Genomic DNA, 22,412 nt, shown 5'->3' with positions numbered 1-22,412 from the left:
AGTCCGTCCGGCAGTGTGGCCGGGGGCACTGTCGACATCGGCCCGGTGCAGGACAAATACGGAGAGTATGACGGCTTCTTCAGCCACCAGACCTGGGCGGGCATTTACAACGGCTTGTACTACGGAGCGAAGGTAGCGGATTTCGCAGGCACGGTGGCCTCATTCTTCATCCCCGCCGGCGGCGCGTACACCGTGGTCAAGGTGGCGAACACGGTGGGCAAGGGCTATGCGGTCACGCAGGACACGGAGAAGCAGGCTTTCATCAAGTCGGTCATTACCGGGGTGGGGCAGGCCATCCAGAACGCCGCCGCCAGGGATACGAAGACGAACCGTTCACACGCCCCAACCGCCACCCATTGGGCCAGGATGTACTAGCCATGAAACGCCACACCCTCGTCATCCTGACCATAGCGGCGGTGTTGTCAGCCTGCGTCACGGTCCAAAGAAGCCCCGCTCCACCCCCTGTGGAGGTGAAGCGCGTTCCTGGAGATCCGGTCATCGACCTGGACACTCAAACCGTCATCGCCGCGGTGGTCTTGCAGATGATGCGCCGCGACACGTCCAACGCGCCAGTGGGGTGGGCTCCGCGGGGCGACTTCAAGGCCGCGTTCGAAAAATTTGCATATGACGGCTTCGAGGTTGCCGGGGTCGAGGTGTTCAATCAGCAGCAAGACCCGGGAGGCCGGGTGACCGTTGGGGCCCTGGTGCGGTTGAAGCACCCCACCGGGGTCAGGGCTGCGAACGTCATTAACGCGACATACCAGATTGGCCCGCTGGCAAAGCCCGCTCCGGCCCCGGCCCAAAAGGGCAAGAGCGGCAAGCAGCCGGCCGGCAAGCTCGCCGGGCCGGTGATCTATACGTCCTCGGCGGCACCGCTTCCTTCAAGGGATCCCGAACTGGAGGTGCTGGTCGTGCCCTCGGCAGCGGTCGCCTCCGAACCGCTCTTCAAGACCCCCAACTATCCGGCATGGCTCGCCGCGGCTCGCAGGCTGGCCATCCCCGCCCCATCGCAAAAGACCAAGGTGCATATCTTCGCCTTCGCCAAAGAGCGTGTCCTGGCCAAGCCCGATCTCAAGATCACCACGGGCGGCAAGCAGAGCGGCAAAGCCGTTTGCGTGGACGACCAAGGCTTCGCGGCCTGCGTGGTGGAGGGGGACCTGCAAGGCATGTCCAGCAGCGCGGTATTCTACCTCAACGGCAAGTTTGCCTCTGAGGCAAGGGTCAAATAGCGGAAGCCAAGGCCTGAAGCCACCCCCAAGAGTCTGCGCCTGTTTTTGGGGTGCGGTGCTGGGCTTTGGCGGTCTCCTGGCAGTGAACCGGCCCTTGGCCCGCGCCTTCAGACCGATTCCCGCGCACCGGCCCGGGGCCACAAGATGAACAGTTTGAGAGCGCTTCCGGGCGCAACGAAAAAGGCGGTCCAGATTTCTCTGAACCGCCTGTGATTGCTGGCGTCCCCAAGGGGGTTCGAACCCCTGTTGCCGGCGTGAGAGGCCAGTGTCGCCTCTATGTCACCCCACCATCCCACTGAAATTGTTCGTGCACTAGGGGCATCAAAGGCACCTAAAGCACCACAAACTGTGTCCCGATTGTGTCCAAGCGGAGCTATTTTGCTATCATCTATGAGATGATTGTTTGGGGAACGCCCATCTTATATAAATCTTAAAAAGTGGCTCCCGGAATCTATACTTATTGCCATCTCTATCGATGAACTCACGTTGCATAAGCCTGCCAAAGGTACCAAGAATTTTTTGGGTATCAAAATCTGGAAGACGCCTTTCCAGGTCACCAATACTAACGAGGTCATGGTCAATGTGCGCCATCGCTTGAAGCAATTGGAATGACGGGCTTGTGGTTTCAGCGGATAGCCTGTTGTGGAACTCTTGGGCTTTTAGCCGTGTAGTTATATACTTCTTCGCCTCTTCAACGTCCTTAATGCTTATGTGTTTGTTTTCGGCAAAGCAAAAAGAGTAGAAGCCAAGCTGATGCACTGGATGCGGAAATCTATTTGATAGTGTGCAGATAAGCGCTGCAGCATCTGGCGATATGGCATAACCAGAATCCTGCAATGACAACGTTAACATGTCGTGAATTTCTGAATTTTTGAATTGCGTTAGCGTAATTTGTTCAAATAGTCGTGCGAAAGAAGGGTGCTGTGATAGTAAATTTGTGTACGCCCCAGCGACACCGCAAAGTACAAACACAAATTTAAATTCAGCGCTTGCCTGAAGAGCTTCTGTGACAGTTTTTATGAAAGTTGCTATGTCTACAGATGCATCAAGTGTGTCAATCTCATCAATAAAGAAAGTGATGCCGTTGCGTACCGTGTCGACATTTTTAAAAATTTCCGAAACCTTGATTCGAAATGTCGATGCAAGCTCGCTTCCGCTATAATGTCTTTCCGTTGTGGATACAGTTATAGAGCTATCACCGATGTTGTGCGATTGGCTAACTTGCTTTTCAGTTGTTGGAACAGCCCCAACAACTTTATAGCTTAATATTGTGATGAGATTGTTGACTATGTCATGCAGAGAGTCATTTGGCTGACAGCAATAGTCACAAGTTACGAACGTATTGTTAAATGCTTTTGCTTCAACACCGATTCTTTCGAGCAAAGACTTGTTGCCTTCATTAATTAGTGTTATCTGGCGAGCAAAAGAGCTTTTTCCTATCCCTCGTGGTCCTGCCACAAGGATATTCATCTGATTATGCAGTGACCGAAGTGCTGTACCTGTCTCCTGATTTCTTCCTGCAAACTTTCTCGGGTCAATCATTGGCTTTTGCGGCAAAAAAGGATTGTCCAGAGACCCGATCGGTACATCTGGAGACCTGTGCACGTCACCCGCCAACTCTAGCTCGTACGCTTGCCATCCTTTTTCGGTTGATACCGGTGCAAACTCAACAAGCTGCCCCCTGTCGAGGGTCCTGTATCCTTCCATGGCTATCTGGTTTATATGCACGAAATACTCAACGCCATCTTCGCCTTGGATGAAGCCGAACCCTCGAAAGTCACTGAACTTTTTGACCGTTCCTCTTATGCGCATTGCTCACCTGCAGACAGTATCACTTGATGAGGGAAAGCAACCCACTCGTCGCTCCGCCTAAAATCGCCGCAACTGTCGGGTTCGACAGAAATTTTCGTAGTTGGTCAAGTGCGCCAGACCTTTCCGCCTCCGATGCATTGCTTTTTCCTATCGCTTCGACCATTGCTCGCATCGACTGCTCGAACATTACAACGTTCAATGATTGAACATTCTCGTCGCCTATTATGATGTTGCTTGAATTGCTTATGTTGATTGATTGGCCGCTAATTGTTTTGTTTTTGTGCTCTTCTCGTATTAGCGTGATTGAAAAGTGATCTGGAATGCCCCCCATCCCTTTTTGGAAATGGCAATCATCTACAATATATTTCTCCGTGTTTCCGCCAGGAAGGAGCCGTATAACTTTATCACCGATGCTCACGTTTATCGTCTTGTCAAACACGGTCACTTTATTCCGTGACATGATCCCTTTCACTGGCTCACTTTGCTCACCTTGCCCATCAATTATGCGAAACTCATCGTGCGGAAGACTAGAAAACGGATTCACGGCATCTCCTGTTGTTTGCAAATCGGTTTACCTAGTTCAGCGCTTTGGCTGGTCCCATATTTGCCTTTTTCAAAAATATATATAAGGCGATTCCCCGTTTGGCAACATGTTTTTGCGACGTTTGTTAGTGTGTTGCCGGGTATCTGTCGGCATTAGAACCCTCGCCTACAAACTGGAAATTCCCCCACACGATGTGCCACCATCATCTGTTGTGCAGAGAGCGACAGTCACGAAGGTGGTCACTATGGGGCTTTGTCTCGCCTATTTTGAAGAGTTTAGGCGGCATTTCGAGCAATCGCCTGGGTACGTCCTTGTCAAGGCGGCCAAGGATGGCCCGGTTTATCGTGTGCCTTCGGAGAGGGTCGCGAGGTACCCATATATCGGGATCAACCCCGGTTTTTATGCATGGATGCATGTCGATGTTGACCTGCAGCGCCTGCCAGAGCCTGCGCCTGGGGAGACCCCCGCGCTGGCGCTCCGTCGCGTTGCGTTCGACCCCGCTGTGTACGACGACCTGAACCTGCCGCACCCCGTTTTCGCTGTCCTGTCCGGGAGGAGTTATCATCTCTTTTGGCCGCTCAAGTGCCCGCTTCCCCCTGACCCGACAAAGGAGTCTGTGCTTTACTTCCGAGACGTCCACCGCCGGCTTGTGCGAGCCGTTGGCGGTGACCGCGCGTGCGGGATCCAAAACATCGTGGCGAAGAATCCTTTTTTCCCCGGGAACACTGCGGTGCGATACGCCAGCGGACCATGTACGCTCGCAGACTTGCGCCTGGAGGCATCTCCTCTGGACGCTCCAATTTGGCATGCTGTCGAGTACATAGACGGCATGCGGAACTGTGCAAGCTTTCGCGCCGCCCTTGCGTATTACCAGAAGCAAGACGGTGTTTCGGAAGACGAACTTGTCCGCCATTTGGAAGACTTCCAAGGGGGGGCGACCGATGGGCCGCTCTCGAATCCGGAAAATGAAGACATCGCGAAATCCATCGTCCAAAACGGCTGGCGCTACAAAACTCGCGATGAGCGGAACTACGGGGCCATGGGACTGCCCTCCTTGAAAGGGTCAGGCCTGCCCCCGGAAAAGATGCTTGCCGAAATACGGTCTCACAAAGCCGAAGGCGGACGCTACAGCGCCGGTCTGCGTGCAAAGAAATGCGCGGCGGCGATTGCCGGTGCCCTTGACGCCCTCGCTTCGGCCGGCCGCAAGCTTACCGGCCAGGCCGTCGCCGAAGCTGCAGGGGTAGACGTCCGCACTGTGCGGCGACTGCTCACCATCCATAACGGGTGCGTCGCCTGGAAGAAAACCAACCTAAATCATCGCCTAGAGTAAAGTGATCGTCGGTTAACAGGATATCTCGGCTGTTTTTAGGGCGCTGGGGCTGGGGCGAGATCCAGGGCTGCAGCATGTGCCTTTCGTCTTCCGCTTTCAGGCTGTCGGCCTTTCGGCTCTTCCATGTCGGAGATCTAGAAGAGATCCCCGTCGAGCCCGCGCGCACCTCTTGTGTGGTCTGCCTCATGAGGCCGTCACGGTCGCGCCTTGAACTGCGGAGTCACAGCCTGTAGACCTGAAGCATGGACAAGCTGGACAAGAAAACAAGAAGTCGCTTGATGTCGAGGATCCGGTCCAAACACACTGGGCTGGAGAAGGCTGTCCGTTCTCTCCTTCATCGGTTGGGCTACCGCTTTCGCTTGCATCGGAAAGGTCTTCCCGGAACCCCGGACATCGTTCTGCCCAAATATCGTGCCGTCATCCTGGCGCACGGTTGTTTCTGGCACCGTCACCCAGGCTGCAGCCTGGCCCCGACTCCTGCGTCGAACGTCGATTACTGGCTGTCCAAGTTTGCGCGAAACATCGAACGTGATGCTCTCCAGGTTTTTGAACTCGAGCAGGCAGGTTGGAAGGTCATTGTCGTCTGGCAGTGCGAGTTGAAAAACATGCCCGGGCTGACAGCCCGTCTCGACCAGGAGCTCCGAGGTGGAGGTCATGCCTTGCCACCCCGCGCAGGCTGACGTGTCCACCACTTGGTGGTAACCTCACCGCTTTCATAATTACCGGAAGTCCTTGTGGGCGGTTTGTTTCGCGCCGCATCGAGGCGGGAAACAAACCGCAGGCACGCTAAAACGTCATGAGAGGCCCGAGCTGGCAGAGCCCGTGAATTTTAATAAGCGAAATTTTCCGCCCGAGGCTCTCGGAGGCTATCAGCCCCCCTGGCGAGGCCCATTTGTTCCGACCCTCCTTTATGTGGGAATGCTCCCCGGTAGGACTGAGACGAGTTGTTGGATGTGTGCTCCCGGTATGGCCGGCCGAGGGTCACGCTGCAGGGACTTGCCCTGGCACGCCCACGCCGGCGGACAGCGCCTCCGGTCCGCAAGGCCGACGAGGATGGCCCGTCCAGGGGGGAACGAATTTACCTGGCAAGAATTTTTATCCGGGGTCTTGAGATCCCAAAATGCGTTGTCGTATGCTTTTGGAGCAGAGAGGACCGCCCCGTTTCGGCGGGGGCGCACTCCGAGTGGTCATCCTCCAAATTGACCAACAAAGAGGAAAAGGCATGCTGGACGTGCCCGCGCCCCTGCCCTCCATTCCTTCACAAGTCCTGCGCCTCTGGCAGGCGTAGAGCAGTTTTCCCACCTGCTCGCGACTCGGTGACTTCACACCAGGTCTTGCGTTCACGAGACGAACGCCGGGATGCGTCGATTTTCGACAAGATTTACCGGAGGCGCAATGGGAAGAACACTTGGGAGTCAAATCAAAGGCGTGTGGGCTTCAAGCGGCATTCTCCAGGTCGGCACAAGCCGATTCAGGGCGAAGATTGCCGCGCGCGACACCATTCACCGCGAGGGGAACGGAGCAACCTCGGCCCGGATTGCCGAGCACACGCCCATAACAAGCTACCGCACATATGACGTTTACAAGTCCGTTTCCCTCGATTTCGCGGCATTCGCCGAAGGCATGGGCGTGCGTCACGTCCGGGACATCCGCCCGGAGCACGCCGAAGCGTATATGCTGTCGAAGCTCGAAGAGGGCCGGTCCTGCAACACATTGCGCACCTGCTCGGCGGCGCTCGGAAAGCTCGACGTCGCCCTTTCCATGGTCCCGCGCGCCATGCTGACTTCGGCGGAGGCGCGGCTATCTCCTGGTCTGGACGCCGTGCGTGCTCGATGCAACGCGCTGGCCCCGCGCTTGGACACGGGCAGGCGGGCGTACTCCGACCCGCAGGGGCTCGTCCGTGCCGTCTCCGAGGATGGATTCCGGCTGGTGGCCCGGCTGCAGCTCGAAGCCGGGCTTCGTGTGTCCGAAGCTCTTAACGTCGGGCGCGGCGATCTGGCCGGGGAGACGGTGGACCCGGTCACCAGGCGCTGGTCGGGGCTCCTGCACATCGCGGGGAAAGGCGGACACGAACGAATCCAGTATGTGCCGATTCAAACCTACCGCGACCTTGAACTCCGGCTCGACGAGAACTCCGGAACCGTCGGCGTCAACTACAAGCCGTACCTGGCGGCCCTCCATAAGGCGGCGGACGCCGCCTGCGAGCAATGGGGAGGCACCCATGGGCTTCGCCACAACTACGTGCGAGCATTCTTGGTTGAAGCGGTTGAGCGCGGGCTAGGCGTTGAGGAATCGATGCGCGAGGCTATGGAACGCGTCGGTCATCATCGAATCAGCGAGCTCAGGACGTATTGCCGATGAGCGGCGTCAGTGATTCTGCGTCCGCGAGAATCAGGGAATTCTGGCCAGTCGTGCGGGCGTTGCGATGCGCAGGCATGAGCTGGAGACAGCTTCCGGAGCACATGTGGCGCAACTTCGGCGTGCCGCGCGTCGCGCATAGCGCGTACCTCAAAATTGCCCGCGAAAAAGGCGAACTCAGGCAATCGCTTATTTCGGACTCTCTTGCCGGGCATAGGGGCCGAGGAACTTGTCCCCGTTGAAATGAATCATGTGCTCCGGAGCTTCGGCGATCCAAACCTCTGTCTCCCAAGCTATTTTTTTCGAATATTTCGCGAACTTGGCGGCATCAAGAAACGCGGTGACGTAGATGCACCCGGCGCTGCAGCTCGCCGTATAGCGTTCCAGGTCGAGATGGCGCAGTTCGTTGATGGGCCCTGACGAGTGAACCGCCTCAATCAGGAAAAGCCAGTTACGGGAAGCGTCGTAGGCGACGACATCCGGCAGGGCATCACGCGAGAAGCTCTGCAGCCCAAGCGATTCGAGGCGCTGTGCGTCGTGGTGAAGTATCTTTTTTTCAGTGTCGCCGACATAAAGCACTTCACATCCCGGGGCGAACCGCTCCAGGAATTCTTCGAGAATTGCTTTTTGAAGCTCGTTGTGCGGCCCGGGCGAAAGCTTTAGCGGCTGACCGTTCGGCAATTTTGCCTGAATCCGCTTGAAGTCTCTCGCTTTGCTCAAGCGGTCCTGAAGGACGCCGACGGTTGCCCGAAATTTTTTCAGCTCGTCTTCCCATTCAACGGCACCGTATGCCTGCAACAACGGCAGTGCGTGCTCCATCACGGAGTATCCCCGGGTGCCGTCGTTCGTGTCCGCTGTGGGATCTGCAGCGCTCCTCGCGACTAGCCCACCCTCTACGAGCCGTATCAATTCCTCGCGGCGGACATCATCGTACGAACCCTCTGAAAGCTTTTGGTCGTAATGCTTGTTCCAAAAACGAATAATCTGTCGGGTTGTAATCGCCTCAGTCCCGTCAATGAATAGGCTTTTAGCCTTGCTCCATGGTTCTGACGGCTCAAGCCTTGCGACGGCAATGAGGGCAAGCGCGAGGCGCTCTTGTCCTCTGGGCGTAAGGTCTCTGACAGGAATTCCAACTGCCCTGATGATGTTCAGCGCCTGTTCGACTTTCTCTTTCTTTTCGTCTGAAGAAAGCAGTGACTTCACGGAGGGTTCCTCCTGTCGTTTCTGGCGATGGTTCGGCCGTTCCAGGCAACGCATGACACTTCCAGCCAAGGCGTGGGCCAGGAGAGGTGGCACTGCGTTGCCGATCTGCTCGAACCGCTCGTATTCGTTTCCCACGAACTCGTACCAGTCTGGAAAGCTCTGCAGCCGGGCACCCTCACGAACCGTGAGCATGCGCCGACGCCCGTCTTTCAACAAAAGTCGAAGCATATCCGACGTGGCCCCGCCGAGGTTCCGGCAAGTCACCGTTCGGCTGGGCTTGTCTGGCATCAAATCCCGGGGATTCACGCACGCGCTCTTCTTCTCATAAGCGGCGATATAGCGGTCCATGGCGGGGGTCAGGTACCTTGACTCACCCCTGTCCTCCCAAGCCCCAAGGCCAAGCGCAATCCCAACAGAGACAGGGTGGGTGACAACCGGTTCTGGCCATTGCCAGCCGACCTGGGATCCGACAATCACGACTCGTTCTCGCTTTTGAGGCACCCCATATTCGACTGCGTGCATGATGCGCGCATCAACGGAGTAGCCGAACCGTTCGAGCTCCTTGGCGACAAGCCGGAAATAGTCTTTGTTCCGGTAAAGCAGGCCACGAACGTTTTCGATGATTGCGACCCGTGGCCGCATGCGATTCACCGCGTCCAGAAAAATGGGGAAGCCGTCACGGGGGTCACGCTTGCCCCGCTGGTAGCCTATTTGACTGAAAGGCTGGCACGGTGGACCCCCGATGATGATGTCTGCAGCGCGGTCGGTCGGCAGGCCGATCTCAAGAAACGTCTCCTCGCATTTTCCGTGCAGGTTCTGATTGTAAGTTTCCACGGCCACCGACTTCATTTCGAAGCCGACCGTGTCGATGCCGCGCGCTTCGAAGCCAAGCGCCATGCCTCCGCATCCAGCAAAGAGGTCAAGCGCAACTGGGGCACCTGCGGGCAATGTAGGCCTGGGGAGAGACTCATGGAGCCAAGCCAGCCAGCCCTCATGGTCTTTGAAAATATGTTTATCAAGCAGGTTGTGCTGTCGTGTCATAACGTCGTTTGGCTGGGGCGGTGTGCGATGTCCGGGGAGTTTCCCGGCGTGGACGATACATTTAGCCCGGGCCGTTCGCAAGAAGACATATATCCGAGATCAAGACGCGCCTTCGGAGACGGCCAGCGACTTCGCCCGCAAACCTGTACCGCGATTCATCCCGCTCCTGGCGGGTTTTTACTCGCAGACCTGACGTCGTCTCTTGTTCAAAACAGTGGACACACCCCCAAATTTCTCCTTGCATCCTTCCCGTAGTTGCCGGCATTTCGGAGACACTGCTTCGGTTGCTCCTTCGATATTAATGGTGAGGAGCAGACGTGGAACTGGCCGAAGAATTGGGCAATCCGCTTACGCCAAAGCAGTTGGCAACGCTTCTCGGAGTCGACACACGGACTCTGAAGAAGCACGCTACCTGGTGGGGTGGCGTAGAAGTCGCGCCTGGCATCTGGCGGTTCTTTGAAAATCGAATAAAGGAGCGACTTGATGGCTTCAAAGATAATGAAACGCGGTCAGACGCGTTGGCGCGGAAACGTGCAAGTCAACGGAGCGATGCGCCAGAAGCTGTTCGCGACGAAATCCGAGGCCGTGGCCTGGGAAGCCGAGGCGCGCAAAGCGCTGCAGCGGCCACAGGGTGCGGAGGAGATGGAGACCCCCACGGCCTCCTGGTCCCTGTTCCGGCTCGCAACGGAATACCTGGACTGGTGCAAGAGCACCCAGGACAAAAGCACGTACGAAGAAAAGGTTCACTGCTTCCGCCTGCTGTTCGAGCATGTGAGCCCGGACTTGCTGGTTGAAAAAATGACCAAGAAGGATGCAACCGGTTACATGGTGAAACAGGCGAAGGCTCGCTCAGGCAATGCCGCGAATAAGGACAGAAAAGACTTCATTGCCGCCTGGAACTGGGCCGCAACACAAAGAGCGGAACAAGGCTTTCCCGAAGTGCTCTGTCCGTTCAAAAGTGCCGCGAAAATGGCGGAAACGGCTCATCCTCGCGCCGTACCGTCCCTGGAGGCATTCTTGGCGGCGCTCAAAAGCACGAAAGGGCAGGACCGTGTCATGCTTGAAACCTTCTGGCAACTCGCCGCCCGCCGGAAAGAGGTCTTTGGGCTGAAGTGGGCTGAGATTGACCTTCACAACAAGACGGTCTCAATCCCGACAAGAAAACGCAAAGACGGGTCTCTGCAATACGACCGCGTGCCACTTTCGGCAGAACTTGTCGGCACGCTTGCCGCCCTGAAGGCGCAGAGAGAGGCCCGGCCAGGCGATCATGTGTTCCTGGTTGAAGAGGGCTTCTACGGGGCCAACCAGTGCTCTGGAGAGCCGTTCAAGCATCGCCAGCACTTCATGAAAACGTTGTGCAAGAATGCCGAGGTGGAGCCTTTCGGATTTCACGGAATCCGGCATCTTGCGGCGACCACGTTGTTCAAAAGCGGGGAGCCGCTCGCAAGAATACAGGCCCTGCTTCGGCACAAATCCCCAACGACCACTGAACGCTACCTCCAAAAGCTGGGGCTCACTGAAGTGTCTGTATCGGTGAACGTCCTGGCCGGCATCACCAGCCCCGAAAACGGCAAGCACAAAACGCAGGAAGCCGCAGGTTTTTGACCTGCGGCTTCCAGAACTGTGTCCGGACATTGTGTCCGGGGAAATCGGCTCAGGCGTCTACATCCTAAGCCGCTGAATTTGCTGGCGTCCCCAAGGGGGTTCGAACCCCTGTTGCCGGCGTGAGAGGCCAGTGTCCTAGGCCACTAGACGATGGGGACGGACAAAACTTTGGTGGGCCGTGAAGGACTCGAACCTTCGACTCTATCATTAAAAGTGATATACTCTACCAACTGAGTTAACGGCCCCCGAAGGAAGGCCCTTCTATCCACGGCTCAGCGCGCTGTCAAGAAAATTCCCGCCGCGCGCGCGCATTTCACGGCAGATGCAAATTCGGGCAAAGTACGGTAGCCAGTGCCTTGGGCGCATACGCCCGCAGGGGTCCACCGCATGTCCGAAAGCCGTATAACCCATCGCCGCCGCCCACGCAAGCCAAGAATGCAGCCTTTCGCCCGGCGCGAGGGGCATTTGCGCATGCTGGCCGAGCATTCACGCGACGTGTTTTTCTCCATGCGCTTCCCGGAGGGCCGCTACGAGTACATCAGCCCTTCGGTTTCGGCCCTGTGCGGCTTCAGCCCGCAGGACTTCTACGACGACCCGCTGACCATCCTGCGCTGCCTGCCGCCGGAGTGGCGCAACACCGTGCGCACCTGGTTGCAGGAGGTCGCCCAAGGCAAGGTGGCCGAGGAATATGAGTTCCCGGTCGTGGGCCCCACAGGCCAGCAGCGCTGGGTGCGCCAACGCCAGATTTACTGCCCCACCCCGGACGGCGCAGGCTGGCTCCTGCAGGGCGTCGCCACGGACATTACCCCCCTGCGCGAAGCCCAGCTGGCCCAGCGCCAGACCGAGGAATCCTTCCGCCAGCTCATTGAGCTCTGGCCGGACCAAGTGGTGCTGACCGTGAACCTGGACGCGGGCCGACATGAGTATGTGAGCCCGAGCATGGAGCAGGTCATGGGCTATGCTCCCCAGGAGTTTTACGACGACCCCGGCCTGGGCATGCGCGTGGTGGCCCCCCAGTGGCGGGAGGAAGCCTGGGGCTGGATAGCCGACTTCATGCAGGGCAAGCCGCAGTCTTTCTACGAATTCGAGCTGGTGCACAAAAACGGCGAGCACCGCTGGATACACCAGGTGGGCGTGCTGCGCCCGCGCGCGCCCGGGCAGGATCTGGTGGTGCAGTTCTCTTTCCGAGACATCACCGAAAGCCGCCGCGCGGCAGCGGCCCTGCAGCAGAGCGAGGCCCGCTACAGAGAGCTGGCCGAGAGCTGGACCGAGCAGGTTTTGATGCGCGTGAACCTGAAGACCGGCCGGCACGAGTACGTGAGCCCCGGCGTGACGCGGATCTTCGGCTACACGCCGGAACAGTTCTACGCCGCGGACCCGCGCGTCATCGACGCCGTGGTGCCGGAATGGCGGCCCAAGCTCGCCCTCTGGCTGGACGAGAACCGCCAGGGCATCCTGCGCAACGAGTATGAATACGAGGTCACCAGCGCCTGGGGCGACAGGCGCTGGGTGCTCCAGCGCAGCGCCATCATCCGCGACGCGCACGGCGAGCCCGCAGTGCTCCAGGCCGTCCTCTTCGACAACACCGAACGGCGCAGGCTGGAAGACGCCCTGCGCGAGTCCAACCACCGCTACGCCCTGCTCTCCGACAACGTGGTGGACGTCATCTGGACCATGGACCCGGAGTTGCGCTGGACCTATTTAAGCCCCTCGGCCGAGCCTCTGGCCGGAACGCCCATGGAGCGGCTGCTCCGCAAGCCCTTTCACGAAACCTTCAGCCCGGCCTCGGTTCAGCGCGCGGAGGAAGTCCTCAAGGTCTGGGCCGAGATCAACTCCGGCCCGCTGGAGGACGCCCCGGCCTCCTTCTTGATGGAACTCATCCACGCCGACGGAAGCCTGGTGCCCCTAGAGGTGCTGGCCCGGCCCCTGCGCGACGCCGCCGGGACCATCACGGGCTATTGCGGCACCGCGCGCGACATCAGCGCCCGCGTGCGCATGGAGCGCGTGGAGGCCTCCTTGAGCCGCCTGGCCCGCGTGCTGCTTGAATGCGAGGATCTCGTTCAAACCCAGGTGCTGGCCGCAGCCTGCGCCAAGGAAGTCACCGGGGCCAGCCAGGTGCTGGCCGCCCACCGCGACCAGGACACCGGGCATTACCTGGGGCCGGACGGCCGGCTTTTGCCCGCAGCCGAGACAGGCCGGGGGCTGGTCATTCCCGTGCGCCACGCCGGGGAGGAACTCGGCAGCATCACCGCCCACGGCATAGCCCCGGCGGACGAAGCAGAGGCCCGGCAGCTGCTGGAGCGCGTGGCCGCGCTCTTCGCCCTGGCCGTGGCGCGCATCCGCGCGGACGAAGCCCTGCGCAAGAGCGAGCGCATGTCGCGCAAGCTGCTGGAGTCCATGCACGAAGGCGTATGGGCCGTGGACCGCGATCAGAACACCATTTTCGTCAACGAACATCTGGCGGGCATGCTGGGCTACCGCGTGGCCGAACTTGCCCGCATGAACCCGCGCGACGTGCTGGACACCACGCAGCGGCTGATGGCTCTGGAACGCATGCAGGAGCGCAGCCTGGGCCTCTCCGGCTCGGCCGACTACGAACTGACGCGCAAGGACGGCTCGCGCCTGCCGGTGCACGTCAGCGCCTCGCCCATCATGGACGCCAGCGGCGGCTACGAGGGCATGGTGTGCACAGCCCTGGACCTCTCCGAGCGCAAGCACATGGAGGAGGAGCTGCGCCGCAATCAGGCGCGCTTCGAGGCCCTGTTCGAGCTCTCCCGGCTCACCACCGCCACCGAGGCCCAGATGGCCGCCTTCACCTTGCGCGAGGCCCAGCGCCTCACCGGCAGCAGCGGCGGGGCGCTTTTCTTCGTCGCCCCCGGCGGAAAGCAGCTGGTGCCCCTGGCCTGGCGCGGCGGCCGCAGAGAAGCCCGCCCCGACGCCATTCCCACGGACGACAGCCCCGCGGCCAAGGCCTCGCCCTGGGCGGTGGTCCACGCCACCCGCCTGCCCCTTCTGCTCAACGACATCAACGCCCTGAAAGAGGCGTATCCCGGCGCATATCTGCCGATGGAACGCTTCCTGGGCGTGCCCGCCATGGATGGAGAGTTCCCGGCGGCGGTCTTGGGCCTCACTGGCAAGGCCGCGCCCTACACCCCGGATGACAGCCTGCAGGTCTCGCTTCTCATGGACGGCATGTGGCGAATCGTGCGCAGCCGCCGCGACGAGGAGCGCATCCGCGCCTCGCTGCGCGAGAAGGAAGCCTTGCTGCGCGAGGTGCACCACAGAGTGAAGAACAACCTGCAGGTGGTGTCATCGCTGCTCGACATGGCCGGGCGCAGGCTCTCCGAACCGCAGGCCCGGCGCAGCATGGAAGAGGTGCGCGCCAAGGTTCTGGCCATGAGCCTGGTGCACGCCCAACTGCACGGCGAAGGCGCGGGCGCCCCGGGAGCCGGGCAAGGCATAGACCTGGAGCGCTATGTGCGTGCACTGTTCCGGCAATTGCGCGAGGTCTACTCCGGCGACATGGCCTTGAGCGTGAGCGTGGTGCTGGGCGGTCTCGTGCTGGGCCTGGACCAGGCCGTGCCCCTGGGCCTGGCCCTGAACGAGATTCTGGCCAACGTATTCAAGCACGGCAGGCGCGAGGGCCAGCCAGGCAAGGTGGACATCTGCGCCCGGCGCGACGACGATGGCCGCGTGCGCTTGGAGGTACGCGACGACGGTCCCGGCCTGCCCGCTGGCCTGCACCCGGAACACGCGCCCAGCCTGGGCATGAAGCTCATGTTCGGACTGGTGCGGCACCAGTTGCGCGGAGCGCTGACGCTGGAAAGCGGGCCAAACGGTGTGCGGGTAAGCATCTTGTTCCCACCGCATATTGCGTTATGACAAACACAAGCATTGAGCCCGCCGATTCCGAGCAGGCGGACGGAACCGGCGGGCGGTGAAAAAGCGGCCAGACCGCCTCACCAAGCCATGAAGCTCCTGATGGCCGCGACCCGTGCCCTGGCCTCCTGACCAGAGCGTTCCTCGTCCTGGGTCAAAAAACTGTCCGCCCCGGGGGAGAATTCCGGACAGCGCGAGGCGTCCGCCGAATCCTCCGGGCATACGCTCGCCCTGGGCCAGCCCTCCAGCACCAACGCCTCGGCGGCCTCCTCGCAGCCCTCGTCCGAGTAGTGTTCACAATCTCCGCAGCGCACATCGCCATTGTTCAGCATGATTCCTCCGGGGTTGTTGCATCTGGCTAGCCGCTGGCCCGCCAGGCGGGGGGCTGCGGACTTGGCGTCATGGCAAAATGATAGCGATTCGACAATAATTTGTCAATACGCATAGCCCGCCGATGCTTGAGCCGAACCGGGATTTGTGCGAGGATGCGCCCACTTCACTCCAAGGGGCCTTGCACATGCGCGAGATCATCCTCATCCACGCCACGGGCGAAGACCGTCCGGGCATCACCTCGGTGCTCACCGGGGTTCTGGCCGCCTGCGGGGTGGACATCCTGGACATCGGCCAGGTGGTCATCCACGACCACCTCACGCTGGGCATGCTGGTGGCCCTGCCCGACGAAGCCCAGGCCGCGCCGGTGCTGAAGGACCTGCTGTTCAAGGCCCATGAGCTGGGCATCACCCTCAAGCTCACGCCCATCGGCCCGGACCGCTACGAGACCTGGGTGGGCGTGCAGGGCAGGCCCCGGCACATCGTCACTCTCTTGGCCCGCAGACTAGAGGCCGCGCATATCTCGCGCCTCACCGGCGCCCTCGCCCGCCACGGGCTGAACATCGACATCATCAACCGCCTGTCCGGCCGGGTTTCCCTGGCCAGCGCCGCGGAGGCCCGCCCGGCCTGCGTGGAATTCTCCGTGCGCGGCTCCACCACGGACTGGACGGCCATCCGCCGCGAGTTCATGGAAATGGCCTCCGAGATGGGCGTGGACGTCGCCCTGCAAGAGGACAACGTGTTCCGCCGCAACCGCAGGCTGGTGGCCTTCGACATGGACTCCACCCTGATCCAGGTGGAGGTCATCGACGAGCTGGCCAAGCGCTACGGCGTGGGCGACGAGGTGAGCGCCATAACCGCCGGGGCCATGCGCGGCGAATACGACTTCAAGGAGAGCCTGCGCCGCCGCCTGGCCCTCTTGAAGGGCCTGGACGCCAACGTGCTGGAGGATGTGGCCCAAAGCCTGCCCCTGACCGAAGGGGCGGAGCGGCTCATCGCCAACCTGAAGCGCCTGGGCTTCAAGATCGCCATCATCTCCGGCGGCTTCACCTACTTTGGCGAACGCCTCAAGCAACTGCTCGGCATCGACTACGTGTACGCCAACAAGCTGGAAGTGAAGGACGGCCGCCTGACGGGCCGCGTCATCGGCCCCATTGTGGACGGCGCGCGCAAGGCCGAACTGCTGCGCCGCCTGGCGGACAAGGAAGGCATCAGCCTGCAGCAGGTGGCCGCCGTGGGCGATGGCGCCAACGACCTGCCCATGCTCGGCATCGCGGGTCTGGGCATAGCCTTCCACGCCAAGCCCAAGGTCAAGGCCGGGGCGAGGCAAAGCATCTCCACCCTGGGCCTCGACGCCATCCTCTATCTCATCGGATTCCGCGAACGAGAGACCCTGGACTGAACGTCACAAAAGTCAAAACGTGAAGACCGGGCCAAGCCAAGGCCCGGTTTTTTTTCGTTTATTTCAGTACGTACAGACTGTTTTGCGTATTTCATTTCCGACCTTCCGAGGATAAGAATCACCCTTCCCTATACCACCCCCTCGAAAGGATGCGCCGAACCGATGAATATACTGAGCAACGCCAAACTCAAGACAAAGCTCCTCGGCAGCTTTTTGCTGGTCTCCCTGGTCATTCTGGTCATTGGAGCCTTTGGGGTCACAAGGATCAAAGAGGTCAACGCGTCCGACACCCTGCTCTACCAGGAGGCCACTGTTCCCCTGGCCGAGATCGCCGAAATCTCTACCACCCTGCAGCGCCTGCGCCTGAACCTTTTGGAGCTGGTGAACGCGGAAACGCCGGAGGACCTGGCCTTCAGCAAGAAGCAGGTGGCCACCTTCCGCGAGTCCATCACCACCCGGATGAACGCCTTCGCCAACCACCCGCTGAGCCCGGGAGAAAAGCAGCTGCTGAGCGACATGAGCGCGGCGCGTGAAGCCTACTATCAAGTATCCGACCATGTGATCCTGCTGGATTCGCAGAACAAGGATTCTGAAGCGCGCGCGCTTCTCGCCGGAGAGGGGCGCGACGCCGCACGGAAGCTCCAGGCGGCCGTGGACAAGATGGAGCAGGGCAAAGTGGCCCAGGCCAAGGCCTTGAGCGAAGCAAACGATGCCCAGGCAAAGAGCGCGGAGCGTCTGACCTACGCCCTCATGGCCCTGGGTTTCGCCTGCGCCGTGGTCTTTGGCCTGCTGCTCACACGAAGCGTTATGAACCAGCTGGGCGAAGATCCCGGCTACCTCTCCGACGTGGCGGGCAAGATCGCCGGCGGCGACCTGAACGTGGCCTTCCGACCGCAAAAGACCGAAGGTGGCGTGTACTTCGTCATGCAGGGCATGGTGAGCACCATGAAGGCCAAGATCGCCGAGGCCGACGCCAAGAGCGCAGAGGCCGCGGAGCAGGCCCGCCTGGCGGGCATAGCCACGGACGAGGCCAATGAGGCCAAGGCCCGGGCCGAGCGCGCCAAGGCCGAGGGCATGATGCACGCCGCCGAGCAACTGGAAAAGGTGGTCGAGGTCATCAGCTCCGCCAGCGAGGAGCTCTCCGCCCAGGTGGAGCAGTCCAGCCGCGGCACCGAGGTCCAGGCCTCCCGCGTGGCGGAAACCGCCACCGCCATGGAAGAGATGAACGCCACGGTGCTTGAGGTGGCCAAAAACGCTTCGCAGGCGGCGGACTCCTCCGGCACGGCGCGCGCCAAGGCCCTTGAGGGCGCCAGCATCGTGGCCCAGGTCGTTTCCGGCATCGGCACCATGCAGGGCGTTTCCCTGTCCATGAAAGAGGACATGAGCGTGCTGGGCAAGCAGGCCGAGGGCATCGGCCAGATCATGAACGTCATTTCCGACATCGCCGACCAGACCAACCTTCTGGCGCTGAACGCCGCCATCGAAGCCGCCCGCGCGGGCGACGCCGGGCGCGGCTTCGCCGTGGTGGCCGACGAGGTGCGCAAGCTGGCCGAAAAGACCATGACCGCCACACAGGAAGTGGGCGCGGCCATCAACGGCATTCAGCAGGGCGCCAGGAAGAACCTGGACAACGTGGACCGCGCCGTGAACACCGTCGAGCAGGCCACCCTCCTGGCCAACCAGAGCGGCGAGGCCCTGCGCGAGATAGTCAGCCTGGTGGAGGTGGCCACGGACCAGGTGCGTTCCATCGCCGCCGCCAGCGAACAGCAGTCCGCCGCCAGCGAGGAAATCAACCGCAGCATCGAGGAAATCAACCGCATTTCCGGGGAGACCGCCACGGCCATGGGCGAGTCCGCCCACGCGGTCGGAGACTTGGCCAGCCAGGCGAGCAGCCTGCGCGGGCTCATAGAGACGATGAAGCGCGGCGGCTAGTCCGCCCACTCTGTTACAAGCCCAAGGGCCGGATGCAGCAGCATCCGGCCCTTTTCTTTTTCAAACATTGCCGGAGCACTGTTAAGTTGACCGTTACCTTGCCGAAAAGACGTATATTGAGGACGATTTTATTGACCCGGTACGTAAACTTCGGCTATCAGGATATGTAGAGCTGCCTGTTTCGTACCATATCACCGCCGGAGGTACGCATGTTCGCCGCCATGAAACTTTCCCGTAAACTCAGCCTGGGCTTTGGGGTCATGATTCTGCTGCTGCTGGCCCTAGGTGCAGTCGCCCTCAGCAGTCTGGGCTCACTGAACGCGAACGTCCACGGCCTCGCTGACAACTGGCTGCCCAGCGTGCGCGAAGCCGCCAAACTCGACAGGTTCGGCCAGGGTGTCCGCCGCCAGCAGTTGCTCTACCTGACGCAGACCAGCGCCTCCGACCGCGAGAAGAGCGCCAAAGCCATCAATGAGCGCCTGGATCAGTTGGAGAAGACCAAGGCCGCCTACTCTCCGCTCATCTCCTCGCCCGAGGAGCAGGCCGCCTACGACGAGTTCTCCAAGCAATGGGCCATCTACCAGGAGAAGAGCCTGCAGATCCTCGCCCTGGCAGAAAAGGGCAAGCACGAGGATGCCCTGGCCTTGAGCGGCGGCGATGCCCGCACCGCCTTCAACGCCGCCATGGACGCGTCCCAGAAGATCATCGAGATCAACAACAAGGGCAGTATCGACGAAGGCCTGGCAGCCAATGCTACTTACAAGCGCGGGCTCATGCTCACCGCTGTCATCCTGGCCCTGGCCGCCGCTCTGGGCGTTGCCGTGGCCGCCCTCCTCATCCGCAGCGTCATGTCCCAGTTGGGCGAAGACCCCGGCTACCTGGCCGAAGTCGCGGGCAAGATCGCCGGAGGCGACCTGAACGTGGCCTTCCGCCCGCAAAAGACCCAAGGCGGCGTGTACCACGTGCTGCAGGGCATGGTGGCCACCATGAAGGCAAAGATAGCCGAGGCCGAGCAGAAGAGCACCGAGGCTGCGGAGCAGGCCCGTCTGGCGGGCATCGCCACGGACGAGGCCAACGAGGCCAAGGCCAAGGCCGAGCGCGCCAAGGCCGAGGGCATGATCGCCGCCGCCACCCAGCTGGAAAAGGTCGTCGAGGTCATCAGCTCCGCTTCCGAGGAGCTCTCCGCCCAGGTGGAGCAGTCCAGCCGGGGCAGCGAGGTCCAGTCCGCCCGAGTGGCCGAAACCGCCACCGCCATGGAGGAGATGAACTCCACCGTGCTCGAGGTGGCCAGGAACGCTTCCCAGGCCGCGGAATCCACCGACAACGCCCGCAAGAAGGCGGGCGAGGGCTCCCAGGTCGTCAGCCAGGTGGTTTCAGGCATCGGCACCATGCAGCAGGTTTCCGTGAACCTGAAGGAAGACATGGGCGTGCTGGGCCGCCAGGCCGAGGGTATCGGCCAGATCATGAACGTCATCAGCGACATCGCCGACCAGACCAACCTGCTGGCGCTTAATGCCGCCATCGAGGCCGCCCGAGCGGGCGACGCCGGTCGCGGCTTCGCCGTCGTGGCCGACGAAGTGCGCAAGCTGGCGGAAAAGACCATGAACGCCACGCGCGAGGTGGGTGAAGCCATTCGCGGCATCCAGGACGGCGCGCGCAAGAACATGGACAACGTGGATCGCGCCGTGCACACGGTGGAGGAAGCCACCAAGCTGGCCAACAGAAGCGGCGAGGCCCTGCACGAGATCGTGTCCCTGGTGGACACGGCCACCGACCAGGTGCGCTCCATCGCCACCGCCAGCGAGCAGCAGTCCGCAACGTCCGAGGAAATCAACCGCAGCATCGAGGACATCAACCGCATCTCGAGCGAAACCGCCGACGCCATGCGCCAGTCGGCCCAGGCCGTGGGCGAGCTGGCCAACCAGACTCAGACCCTGCGCAGGCTCATCGAGGACATGAAGCGCGGAGGTTAAGGCTTCTGGCAACACAACGCACGGCCCCGGCGGGATGTTCTCCTGCCGGGGCCGTTTTGCGTGGGGCGGCGGCACGCGCGGGGCAAAAAAAAGGCCGGGCGGACCCGGCCTTTTGAGTGGCGAGAAGGGAAGGGCTAGGGAAGCGCGCAGCCCATCTTGCGCAATTCATCCTTGAAGGCGGCCACGCGCAAGGGCTTGCTGACAAAGCCATCGGCCAGGCCCCGGAAGAAGGCTTCGCACACGTTGCCCGTGTCGTCGCAGGCAGAGAGCATGAGCACCTTGGCCTCTTGCCCGGGCGGCACCTTATGCTGCGCCTCCAGAGCGCGCAGGGCCTTCAGCGCCGCCTGTCCGTCCAGCCTGGGCATCTTTATGTCCATGCAGACGAGGTCGAAGGGGCGCCCGGATTCCAGAGCCTGCGCCGCCTCGGCCAGGGCGTCCACGCCATTGCTCACGTTGACCACCTTGCCGGCGGTCTCCAGCACTTTGACGAGACACAGCCGGGTGGCGTCGTCGTCTTCGACCACAAGGATGCGCATGGGGGAGCCTCCTGGGCCGCGCGGTCCGTCTGCGCCGGTTAGGACGCCGCCTGGGCCAGCGCGGTCAACACCCCGGCGTAGAAGGGTTCGTCGGCAACTTCTTTAACAAGCTCCGAATACGTGACCACACCTTTTTTGTCCACCACGAACACGGCCCGCGCTAGAAGCCGCAGCTCTTTGATGAGCACGCCGTAACCCAGGCCGAAGGAGGCCTCGCGGTGGTCGGAAAGGGTCTGCACTTTGTCGATGCCCATGGCCCCGCACCAGCGTTTCTGGGCAAAGGGCAGGTCCATGCTGATGGTAAGGATGCGCACTCCCTCGCCCAGCTTGGCCGCCTCGGCGTTGAAGCGCCGGGTCTCTATGGCGCAGGTGGGCGTGTCGAGCGAAGGCACGCTGACCAGGGCCAGGGCCATGCCCGCATAGTCCGCCAGGGAAACAACGCCCATCTCGTTGTCGACCAGGGTGAAGTCCGGGGCTTTCTGCCCCACAACAATCTCCGGTCCCACAAGGGTCAGCGGGTTGCCGCGCATGGTGACGCTGCCGGGTCTTTCTTGCATGACGTTCCTCCGTTCTGTCTGGTGGTGAGTTGTGCCGACCATACGCCTGGCCGTGGTGAAAGGGAAGGGGCCGGGCGTCTGCTCAGTCGATGAGACGGCCCTTGGAAGCGGAGCCTTCGGGCTGGCAGCGCGGGCAAAAGGTGCTGGTGCGCCCGGCCACGCGCCTGGCCCGCATGGTTTCCCCGCAGGCCAGGCAGGCCTGCCCGCCGCGCCCGTACGCCCGGAAATGATTTTGAAAGGCCCCGGCGTCGCCGTGGGCGTCGCGGTAGTCGCGGATGGAGCTGCCGTTTTCGGCTATGGCCAGGGTGAGCACGGCCTGCACGGCCTCGAACAGCGCATTGCGCCGCGCGGCGGAGACCGTGGCCGCCGGGGCGTCGGGCCGTATGCCCGCGCGGAACAGGGCCTCGTCGGCGTAGATGTTGCCGATGCCCGCCACCACGCTCTGGTCGAGCAGAAGCGCCTTGATGCGCGCCCTGCCCTGGCCCAGGCGCTGGCGGAACTCGGCCGCCGCCATTTCCAGCGGCTCCGGCCCCAGGCTGGCGTAAAAGGGCCAGGATTCGATGCCGCCCGGGCCGGACCAACTGGGGAAGGCGTGCATGGAGCCAAAACGCCGCAGATCGGCAAAAGCGAGCCGGAGCCCGCCGGAGAGGTGCAGAACGGCGCGCGTGCGCTCGGTCTGCG

General features: G+C 61.4%; 17 protein-coding genes and 2 tRNA genes. 10 read left to right on the top strand and 9 right to left on the bottom strand.

The window, feature by feature from the left end; genetic code table 11:
- Both VN419_RS04675 and VN419_RS04670 read left to right on the top strand, forming a co-directional pair.
- The coding region (locus VN419_RS04675) for a hypothetical protein (protein WP_325644953.1) at positions 1-375 on the top strand (375 nt) is incomplete at its 5' end.
- Between the two features lie 2 nt (positions 376-377).
- A complete protein-coding gene (locus VN419_RS04670) occupies positions 378-1,229 on the top strand; it encodes a hypothetical protein (protein ID WP_325644951.1) in 852 nt (283 codons plus the stop codon).
- A 384-nt stretch (positions 1,230-1,613) separates the two neighbouring features.
- Here VN419_RS04670 and VN419_RS04665 read toward each other — a convergent pair whose 3' ends face one another.
- Entirely contained in the window at positions 1,614-3,041 is a 1,428-nt protein-coding gene (locus VN419_RS04665; RefSeq protein ID WP_325644949.1) for a cold shock domain-containing protein, read from the bottom strand.
- 19 nt (positions 3,042-3,060) lie between these two features.
- Positions 3,061-3,585 (bottom strand): hypothetical protein, encoded by a 525-nt coding sequence (locus VN419_RS04660; RefSeq protein WP_325644947.1) that lies wholly within the window; start codon positions 3,583-3,585, stop codon positions 3,061-3,063.
- A 244-nt stretch (positions 3,586-3,829) separates the two neighbouring features.
- Here VN419_RS04660 and VN419_RS04655 point away from each other — a divergent pair, with 244 nt between their 5' ends.
- The 3 genes from VN419_RS04655 to VN419_RS04645 all read left to right on the top strand — a co-directional run bounded on the left by VN419_RS04655 (position 3,830) and on the right by VN419_RS04645 (position 7,276).
- Positions 3,830-4,915, top strand: coding sequence for a hypothetical protein (locus tag VN419_RS04655; protein WP_325644945.1), 1,086 nt, complete (start codon positions 3,830-3,832; stop codon positions 4,913-4,915).
- A gap of 242 nt (positions 4,916-5,157) precedes the next feature.
- Positions 5,158-5,595: a DNA mismatch endonuclease Vsr gene (locus VN419_RS04650; protein ID WP_325644943.1), complete on the top strand. Its 438-nt coding sequence runs from the start codon at positions 5,158-5,160 to the stop codon at positions 5,593-5,595.
- Between the two features lie 715 nt (positions 5,596-6,310).
- Positions 6,311-7,276, top strand: coding sequence for a hypothetical protein (locus tag VN419_RS04645; RefSeq protein WP_325644941.1), 966 nt, complete (start codon positions 6,311-6,313; stop codon positions 7,274-7,276).
- Positions 7,277-7,462: 186 nt separating this feature from the next.
- Here the strand turns inward: VN419_RS04645 and VN419_RS04640 are convergent, their stop codons facing one another.
- Positions 7,463-9,517 (bottom strand): BsuBI/PstI family type II restriction endonuclease, encoded by a 2,055-nt coding sequence (locus tag VN419_RS04640; protein ID WP_325644939.1) that lies wholly within the window; start codon positions 9,515-9,517, stop codon positions 7,463-7,465.
- A 483-nt stretch (positions 9,518-10,000) separates the two neighbouring features.
- Between VN419_RS04640 and VN419_RS04635 the strand changes: the two genes are divergently transcribed.
- Complete coding sequence (locus VN419_RS04635) at positions 10,001-11,122, top strand: site-specific integrase (RefSeq protein ID WP_325644937.1); 1,122 nt, start codon at positions 10,001-10,003, stop codon at positions 11,120-11,122.
- A gap of 82 nt (positions 11,123-11,204) precedes the next feature.
- Here the strand turns inward: VN419_RS04635 and VN419_RS04630 are convergent.
- Positions 11,205-11,280, bottom strand: a tRNA-Glu gene (locus tag VN419_RS04630).
- Positions 11,281-11,291: 11 nt separating this feature from the next.
- Positions 11,292-11,367: transfer RNA gene (locus VN419_RS04625), tRNA-Lys, on the bottom strand.
- 190 nt (positions 11,368-11,557) lie between these two features.
- Here VN419_RS04625 and VN419_RS04620 point away from each other — a divergent pair.
- Complete coding sequence (locus tag VN419_RS04620) at positions 11,558-15,004, top strand: PAS domain S-box protein (RefSeq protein WP_325644935.1); 3,447 nt, start codon at positions 11,558-11,560, stop codon at positions 15,002-15,004.
- A gap of 77 nt (positions 15,005-15,081) precedes the next feature.
- Here the strand turns inward: VN419_RS04620 and VN419_RS04615 are convergent, their stop codons facing one another.
- Positions 15,082-15,333 carry a hypothetical protein gene (locus VN419_RS04615; protein WP_325644933.1) on the bottom strand — a complete coding sequence of 84 codons (252 nt, stop codon included), beginning with the start codon at positions 15,331-15,333 and terminating at the stop codon, positions 15,082-15,084.
- 185 nt (positions 15,334-15,518) lie between these two features.
- Here VN419_RS04615 and serB point away from each other — a divergent pair, with 185 nt between their 5' ends.
- From serB to VN419_RS04600, 3 genes are all read left to right on the top strand, one after another.
- A complete protein-coding gene (gene serB, locus VN419_RS04610) occupies positions 15,519-16,733 on the top strand; it encodes a phosphoserine phosphatase SerB (protein WP_325644931.1) in 1,215 nt (404 codons plus the stop codon).
- A 162-nt stretch (positions 16,734-16,895) separates the two neighbouring features.
- On the top strand, positions 16,896-18,665 hold the full coding sequence (locus VN419_RS04605) for a methyl-accepting chemotaxis protein (protein WP_325644929.1): 1,770 nt from the start codon (positions 16,896-16,898) through the stop codon (positions 18,663-18,665).
- 209 nt (positions 18,666-18,874) lie between these two features.
- A complete protein-coding gene (locus tag VN419_RS04600) occupies positions 18,875-20,638 on the top strand; it encodes a methyl-accepting chemotaxis protein (RefSeq protein ID WP_325644927.1) in 1,764 nt (587 codons plus the stop codon).
- A gap of 134 nt (positions 20,639-20,772) precedes the next feature.
- Here the strand turns inward: VN419_RS04600 and VN419_RS04595 are convergent, their stop codons facing one another.
- The 3 genes from VN419_RS04595 to VN419_RS04585 form a co-directional block, all read right to left on the bottom strand.
- Positions 20,773-21,174 carry a response regulator gene (locus VN419_RS04595; RefSeq protein WP_325644925.1) on the bottom strand — a complete coding sequence of 134 codons (402 nt, stop codon included), beginning with the start codon at positions 21,172-21,174 and terminating at the stop codon, positions 20,773-20,775.
- Positions 21,175-21,212: 38 nt separating this feature from the next.
- Positions 21,213-21,731 carry a thiol peroxidase gene (tpx, locus tag VN419_RS04590; RefSeq protein ID WP_325644923.1) on the bottom strand — a complete coding sequence of 173 codons (519 nt, stop codon included), beginning with the start codon at positions 21,729-21,731 and terminating at the stop codon, positions 21,213-21,215.
- Between the two features lie 82 nt (positions 21,732-21,813).
- Positions 21,814-22,412: Fpg/Nei family DNA glycosylase (locus VN419_RS04585; protein ID WP_325644921.1), on the bottom strand; the 599-nt coding region annotated here is incomplete at its 5' end.

This window comes from Humidesulfovibrio sp., from assembly GCF_035560995.1.
Lineage (GTDB): Bacteria > Desulfobacterota > Desulfovibrionia > Desulfovibrionales > Desulfovibrionaceae > Humidesulfovibrio.
The sequence above is the reverse complement of the archived record's forward strand: the minus strand, read 5'-3'. Positions and strand labels throughout refer to the sequence as shown.

Excerpts from the sequence above, each read along its gene's own strand:
- VN419_RS04670 (WP_325644951.1), top strand. The coding sequence starts at position 378 with ATGAAACGCCACACCCTCGTCATCCTGACCATAGCGGCGGTGTTGTCA.
- VN419_RS04665 (WP_325644949.1), bottom strand. The coding sequence starts at position 3,041 with ATGCGCATAAGAGGAACGGTCAAAAAGTTCAGTGACTTTCGAGGGTTC.
- VN419_RS04655 (WP_325644945.1), top strand. The coding sequence starts at position 3,830 with ATGGGGCTTTGTCTCGCCTATTTTGAAGAGTTTAGGCGGCATTTCGAG.
- VN419_RS04650 (WP_325644943.1), top strand. The coding sequence starts at position 5,158 with ATGGACAAGCTGGACAAGAAAACAAGAAGTCGCTTGATGTCGAGGATC.
- VN419_RS04645 (WP_325644941.1), top strand. The coding sequence starts at position 6,311 with ATGGGAAGAACACTTGGGAGTCAAATCAAAGGCGTGTGGGCTTCAAGC.
- VN419_RS04640 (WP_325644939.1), bottom strand. The coding sequence starts at position 9,517 with ATGACACGACAGCACAACCTGCTTGATAAACATATTTTCAAAGACCAT.
- VN419_RS04635 (WP_325644937.1), top strand. The coding sequence starts at position 10,001 with ATGGCTTCAAAGATAATGAAACGCGGTCAGACGCGTTGGCGCGGAAAC.
- VN419_RS04620 (WP_325644935.1), top strand. The coding sequence starts at position 11,558 with ATGCAGCCTTTCGCCCGGCGCGAGGGGCATTTGCGCATGCTGGCCGAG.
- VN419_RS04615 (WP_325644933.1), bottom strand. The coding sequence starts at position 15,333 with ATGCTGAACAATGGCGATGTGCGCTGCGGAGATTGTGAACACTACTCG.
- serB (WP_325644931.1), top strand. The coding sequence starts at position 15,519 with ATGCGCGAGATCATCCTCATCCACGCCACGGGCGAAGACCGTCCGGGC.
- VN419_RS04605 (WP_325644929.1), top strand. The coding sequence starts at position 16,896 with ATGAATATACTGAGCAACGCCAAACTCAAGACAAAGCTCCTCGGCAGC.
- VN419_RS04600 (WP_325644927.1), top strand. The coding sequence starts at position 18,875 with ATGTTCGCCGCCATGAAACTTTCCCGTAAACTCAGCCTGGGCTTTGGG.
- VN419_RS04595 (WP_325644925.1), bottom strand. The coding sequence starts at position 21,174 with ATGCGCATCCTTGTGGTCGAAGACGACGACGCCACCCGGCTGTGTCTC.
- tpx (WP_325644923.1), bottom strand. The coding sequence starts at position 21,731 with ATGCAAGAAAGACCCGGCAGCGTCACCATGCGCGGCAACCCGCTGACC.